We start from the raw sequence: 4826 nt of genomic DNA, 5'->3' as shown, positions 1-4826 counted from the left end.
ATGCTGTGCAACATGAGCCGAAAAGGTGAGTGTCACGATAACGCTATTGCTGAAAGTTTCTTTAGCTCGTTGAAAACAGAACGGGTTGATGATGAAGACTACTTCACACGCTCAGAGGTTAAGAAAAGCATCTTTAAATATATCAAAGTACTTTATAATCGACAACGAAGACATTCCTATTTCGGCTACATAAGCCGTATAGAATATGAGTAATCAGATGCTCTTTAATTAAACCGTCTGAAATTGTAGCAACTTCAACCTACCTTCTTGTATGCGTTGTTTTCATTTAATCGCCATAGTTTTTTTTTCTAATTTTTCCAGCTCCAATAATAACTGCTTTCTCTGGGCGGAAGTTTCAACTGTACGTTTTGAAAGATGACTTGGGTGCTGCTCTCGATCTAGCCAAAACTTTCCAGATACTTTACTCGCTTCTTTAGCAGCGGCTAGCCAAGTAATAGTATCCGCGCCTTGCTCAGGTTTACGCAGTAAACGCTTAGTCACTCGATAAAATTCTGGTAAGGCATTGACAACCCCTGGCGTATCTACCCAGCCAGGATGCATTGCATTGACGCTTATATCATCATCTTGCCAGCGCTCAGCCCACTCTTCGGTCAAGATCATTAAGCCGCGTTTTGCTCTCGCATATGCAGTAGAGCCTGAGTATTTACCGCGTTGGCTTTGTAAGTCGTTGACCTGGATCTTTTGCGAGTACATTCCGCCCGACAACACGTTAACTACTCTTGCTGACTCAGACTTTTCTAGTAATGGATATAATCGTTCGGTAAGGATATAAGGCCCAAGTAGCAACAAGGCAAAGCTCTGCTCTAAACCCTCAGTAGTTTGTTTGCGAGGATTAAACAAAGCACCGGCATTATTAATTAACATATCAACCGGTTTACCTGCCTCAAGTAGACGCTCTACTAACGCATGTACATCTTTCATTAGCGACATATCGGCAAGCTCTATATTGATTCGAGTATTACCAGTTTGCTCTATTAGTTCACGTACAACTTGCTGAGCTTTGTTTTTATCACGAGCTACCAATGTTATCTCTGCACCAAGTTCAGCTAATTGTTTCGCAGCTGCCAAACCAATACCGGAGGTAGCTCCTGTTATGACTGCATGGCGATCATTCATATATGCCGACAGAGCATTCCAGCGTTTACGAGAGTTTGTATAACCCAAGCGAGTAAAGCGCCAGACACCTGGCAGTATAAGTTTGTCGGCGACGGCCAGAACTTTTGACGCCTTGGGAGCAGTAAAATTGTCTTCTAACGCTTTTCTTAAGCCTTCAATTGCCATGTTGCCGACCCAATCCATTACCGCAGGATTTAATCGACTGATCATCGTTACAGGCGCCGGGAAATTAAAGTTAGCAATATAACGAATTTTGGTGCCGCTATCAGTATCAGTAAATATAATCTCTTCTACGGCTGTAAATAGTTTTGAATCAACCGTCATTAGCAGGCGCTTATTAGCTTCAAATTCAATAATTTCGTAGTACAGACTAAAGCCTGCTTTCATATCGATCTGATAACGACTGCCAACGCCGGGTTTCCCACTAGATAACTTAGAGGCCCCAGCTACTGCAGGATCCCATTGCTCAATACGTGAAAACTCGCTAACGTAGGCAAATGCCTCATGGAGCTTGCGTGCCACTTCAATAGTTTTATCAAGGGTAATAATATTACTCACATTACATTCCATCATTAACGGATAGTTAGAAAATACGCGCAGTAGGGTATCTTAGTTCAGCGATGAGTTAAATGATTTGCGACATCTAAAAAAAGGTACAAGTTGCTTGTTTCACAACACTCATGATCAACGTGCAATTTATTGTCTGAGCCGCAAGTCTTTTTTGCGCACTTTCTAATCTGATAGGTAATAAAATTTACAGACCCCACATGTTCTATTTGAAATGCCTAAGCAATATCTGCTAGCTTCATTATTACCAATTATTGATACAAATACATCGCTAGTTTTTTTGCCTCATTGGCTCTGTGTGGACCTTTGATTAGTCTGATTATATCCTCCACGTTATCTACATAGTTACCGGCAACAGCGGCTATCACTTGCTCCATTATTAAATCTAGCCGTATTGCTTTAAACTTGTCCTGTGATGACAATTCAGGTGACAATTCTTCATAAACCCAGCGAAATAAATCGAAAAACTATGTTAAGTGTTGCTTGCTATTAATGATGACTGATTAGCAGTTTATCTCACTTGATGGTGGATGTTACTTTGCCGCGGTTTAATTCAAGGGTAATTTAGTGATGGCCAATATCACCTTTACTGTAAAGATATTATTTATAACATGAGTGTTTTGTTAGTTATCATTCTCTTGTTAATCCAATTCCATATCGATATTTAACTATTTTTTGCTTCTTTTAATATGAGCCCGAGTTGGTCAGTTGTCACATCAGAGGGGCACACCCCTAAATTAACCAATTTTTCACGAATACATTCAGGATCATTTGACGAAAAATGAGAACTGTTTTTTTGAACGTAGCGCGTTAATCTTTGCTGCAATTTTCGAGTTAAACAAGACATATATATATCTTAACCAGTAATACACTAAAAATACCCCGACACTGATTGTGGCAGGCTTACTAATATAATTGATATGCATAACGCAAATATATATCGGCACACCAGACCATATTCAATATCTAAGCCAACAAATCTTTAGTGTTATAATTCAATAAGATACGAAATTTCATATTTTTAATAAATCTGTTTATGTAAAAAAAACCGACAGTTTTCGATCGTTAACATATTGAATAATATAGATATTTTGTAATTACAATGTTAATGAATTGTTATTTTCATGTATTACCGATCAGTTTATTGTGTAGACTGGTGTTAGTGTCAGCCTAACGCCTACAACCCAGCTAGCTTCTTTTTTTCTATACTTCTAACTCTTGCTTGAATTGCTCATTACCAATGGCCATTAATCGAATAGCTTGACCAATGATAGTCAGCAGGGTCCTCAATCATGTTTGCTCTAACAGGGTTAAGCTCTATGTATGGATAGAGCGCCAAAAGGCAATCTTCAGCTTGCAACAAACAAAACTTATAGCAACCTTCCCACAATGTTTCTGACCACCCATAACAACTATTAAAATAACGTACATGCTGCCTGCCTAAAGATTGCATCATCAAACTGATATTATTGTCCACACAAAGATTGCACAGGGAGTGCACGTGATGGGTCATCAATGCCCAAACGCGAAACATCGATATAGTATTTTTTAGAATATTCTTTTAACCAACTTACATAACTTGCGAAATCTTGCTCGCTGACAAAGCATCCTCGGCGATTATTTCCGCGTTGAATATTATGTTAAGGAATATTTACTGAGCTGGCATGGGGCAATCTAGTCATGTATTTACATCCATGTAAATTGACGAAATTAAAGTGCAGCCTAGGATTTTAAGTTAAGTTGCCCTCAGCTTTGTTAACCGAACGATACCCGAAAAATCGTGTATCGCCATTGAGATGAACGCAGCAGCTCACCGTTGATTTTGAAATCAAAAAAAAGCCCTCTCATGGAAAAATCCAAGGGAGGGCTAGTTGTATTAACTACGAAAATACCAAGTAAAACGAATCTGCATTACGCGTTTAATGGCACTTCTGGCTTCTCATCGTTTTCTGACTTCTATTAAGGATAAACTGTGCCGCTTGCGCCTATAGTGACGTAAGAAGTTTCTGAATAAAGGACGCCCTTCGTCATTTTTGAGTCGACTCCGGTACTAATGTAGCCATTTGCTAAAACAGTACCAATCATTTCTGCATCTTCGCCTATCGATGCGTAGCCGCCAAGATTCCAAGTAACAGTATTATTGCTATTTGACTCAGTGCAAACTAATTGTTGTGTTATGTCGCTGCACATGACAATTTTTGTCCCGGCACCAAGGCTCAACATGTCTGTGATATTGAAAACATAATCGTACCCATCCTTGAGCATAAGGGTTATGCCAGCACCCGTTGTTAGGCTATCTAAGTTATAGACAACCTGATTATCAGTAATAACTGTCGCGGACTCAGCCCCATCAGCAGCTACCCCGTGAAAGTCCGACAAAGGCGAAAGTATTGTAGTTACATCCATCGTCGTCTTGAGTTTATTTTTAACGAGTAGCCCAACATCTAAAAGACTAAGATCTTTCCGTCTCTGGGTAACTTTTATTTCTGTATAATCCAAATGGTCTTGTGTTCTGGCATTTTCATTGCTCGTGGCTCCGGCTCCTAAAGTAAAGGCTGTGCCATAATACGAGTTGATGACTGTTACGCTCGCGCCGAGCGTTGTAGCAGTGCCAGAATCAGTGTCATTGTCAACTTTACTATTGGCGCCGAGCGTTATAGCAGTTCCTGACTGAATGCTGCCAGTGACCTTAGTATCAGCTCCACCCACAAAATAAGTCTTTGCTACAATGTCGCCACCGAATTCTGCATCAGCGCCAGCGCTAACGTAAGTGGCGCCAAAGACCAGCGGTGAATAATTAGGGATGTTATCAGCTTGGGCTTGGTAGGTTGCGCCGGTCATTATGATCAGACTAGTTAAAAGGAATCGATTATTTTGCATATTTTACCTTAGTTTACTTGCTTATAAGCTTAAGTTATGGAGAGCTAGTAAATTGCTAGCTACGTACAAAGCTCTCCGCTACAACACAATCACATTCATTAAGCAGCCAACGTCCGAGACAACCATAATATGCTGGTAATCATTTTCGTACGTGAACTGTAAATGTGAATACCACTAGTAATCGTGTGCTTCCTTTCATTTGAATCCAGTCTGTATAGTCGGCACCTGATATACATCTGATC

At 40.0% G+C, this 4826-nt stretch carries 6 protein-coding genes; 1 reads left to right on the top strand and 5 read right to left on the bottom strand.

What is annotated here, in order from left to right:
• Window positions 1-213, top strand: a 213-nt coding sequence (locus QZ562_RS19650; protein WP_293764074.1) for an IS3 family transposase, incomplete at its 5' end; no start/stop codon positions are given.
• 69 nt (window positions 214-282) lie between these two features.
• On the opposite strand, the gene QZ562_RS19645 is transcribed toward QZ562_RS19650, so the two are convergent.
• The 5 genes from QZ562_RS19645 to QZ562_RS19625 form a co-directional block, all read right to left on the bottom strand.
• Window positions 283-1695 carry an SDR family NAD(P)-dependent oxidoreductase gene (locus QZ562_RS19645; protein WP_293764072.1) on the bottom strand — a complete coding sequence of 471 codons (1413 nt, stop codon included), beginning with the start codon at window positions 1693-1695 and terminating at the stop codon, window positions 283-285.
• Window positions 1696-1955: 260 nt separating this feature from the next.
• Window positions 1956-2138 carry a hypothetical protein gene (locus QZ562_RS19640; protein ID WP_293764070.1) on the bottom strand — a complete coding sequence of 61 codons (183 nt, stop codon included), beginning with the start codon at window positions 2136-2138 and terminating at the stop codon, window positions 1956-1958.
• Between the two features lie 230 nt (window positions 2139-2368).
• The gene (locus QZ562_RS19635; protein WP_293764068.1) at window positions 2369-2551 is read right to left on the bottom strand and encodes a hypothetical protein; all 183 of its coding nucleotides are present in this window, start codon (window positions 2549-2551) and stop codon (window positions 2369-2371) included.
• A gap of 387 nt (window positions 2552-2938) precedes the next feature.
• Complete coding sequence (locus QZ562_RS19630) at window positions 2939-3181, bottom strand: hypothetical protein (protein WP_293764066.1); 243 nt, start codon at window positions 3179-3181, stop codon at window positions 2939-2941.
• 482 nt (window positions 3182-3663) lie between these two features.
• Entirely contained in the window at window positions 3664-4584 is a 921-nt protein-coding gene (locus QZ562_RS19625) for a hypothetical protein (protein WP_293764064.1), read from the bottom strand.
• Window positions 4585-4826 lie beyond the last annotated feature (242 nt).

This window comes from uncultured Paraglaciecola sp. (genome assembly GCF_913058035.1).
Classification (GTDB): Bacteria; Pseudomonadota; Gammaproteobacteria; order Enterobacterales; family Alteromonadaceae; genus Paraglaciecola.
Note: the sequence above shows the minus strand (reverse complement) of the source record. Positions and strands in the feature narration are given on the sequence as shown.

Excerpts from the sequence above, each read along its gene's own strand:
- QZ562_RS19635 (WP_293764068.1), bottom strand. The coding sequence starts at position 2,551 with ATGTCTTGTTTAACTCGAAAATTGCAGCAAAGATTAACGCGCTACGTT.
- QZ562_RS19625 (WP_293764064.1), bottom strand. The coding sequence starts at position 4,584 with ATGCAAAATAATCGATTCCTTTTAACTAGTCTGATCATAATGACCGGC.